General features: G+C 72.2%; 1 protein-coding gene and 1 pseudogene. Both read left to right on the plus strand.

Annotation, left to right across the window (positions count from 1 at the left end; genetic code table 11):
* Window positions 1-269, plus strand: a pseudogene (locus tag ABT354_RS37990) (electron transfer flavoprotein subunit beta); the annotation flags it as partial.
* Between the two features lie 100 nt (window positions 270-369).
* A partial coding sequence (locus tag ABT354_RS37995) for an electron transfer flavoprotein subunit alpha/FixB family protein (RefSeq protein ID WP_502983580.1) occupies window positions 370-1,000 on the plus strand: 631 nt, incomplete at its 3' end.

Here is a 1,000-nt window from a genome sequence, read left to right on the forward strand (position 1 = left end):
TGCCGGCGGTGGTGTCGGTGACGGACCAGTCGGGTGAGGCGCGGTATCCGTCGTTCAAGGGGATCATGGCGGCGAAGAAGAAGCCGGTGGTGTCGTGGGATCTGGACGATCTGGGTGTCGACGCGGAGTCGGTGGGTGCCAAGGGTGCGTGGACGGTGGTGGACGAGGCGGTGGAGCGTCCGGCGCGGGTGAAGGGCGAGGTCGTGGCGGACGAGGGTGAGGGCGGTCTGCAGGTGGCCGGGTTCCTCGCGGGCCGCCGCTTCATCTAGGAACCCTGCGGGGCCGTTCGCTCCCGTTGTTCGTTCCCGTTGTTCGTGTCCGTGTGTGTCTTGGTGTCCGTGTGTGTGCTGGTGTTGGGGAGTGTGGGTCATGGGTGAGGTTCTGGTTTTCGTCGGTCACGACGGTGGCGTGGTGGGGAAGCCGTCGCTGGAGTTGCTGACGGTGGCGCGGCGGTTGGGTGATCCGGTGGCGCTGGTGGTGGGTGCGGGTGCGTCGGGTGCGGTGGGTGTGCTGGCGGAGCACGGTGCGGTGCGGGTGCTGGTGGACGAGTCGCCGGTGTACGGGGAGTTGCTGGTGGTGCCCGCGGTGGACGCGCTGGAGGCGGCGTGGGGGCGGGTGGAGGGTGCGGTGGCGGTGCTGGTGCCGTCGACGCCGGAGGGGCGTGAGACGGCGGCCCGGTTCGCGGTGCGGGCGGGTTCGGGGATCGTGACCGACGCGGTGGACGTGGAGGCCTCGGAGCGGGGTCCGGTGGCGGTGCAGTCGGTGTTCGCGGGTTCGTTCACGACCCGGTCGCGGGTGACGCGGGGGGTGCCGGTGATCACGGTGAAGCCGAACGCCGCGCCGGTGGAGGTGTCGCCGGCCGCGGGTACGGTCGAGGTGCTGGAGGTGGTGTTCGGGGACGCGGGCCGTGCCGCGCGGGTGGTGGAGCGGTCGGAGCGGGCGGCGTCGGGGCGGCCGGAGCTGACCGAGGCGGCGATCGTGGTCTCCGGCGGGCGGGGTG

This window comes from Streptomyces sp. NPDC000594, assembly GCF_040299965.1.
Taxonomy (GTDB): domain Bacteria; phylum Actinomycetota; class Actinomycetes; order Streptomycetales; family Streptomycetaceae; genus Streptomyces.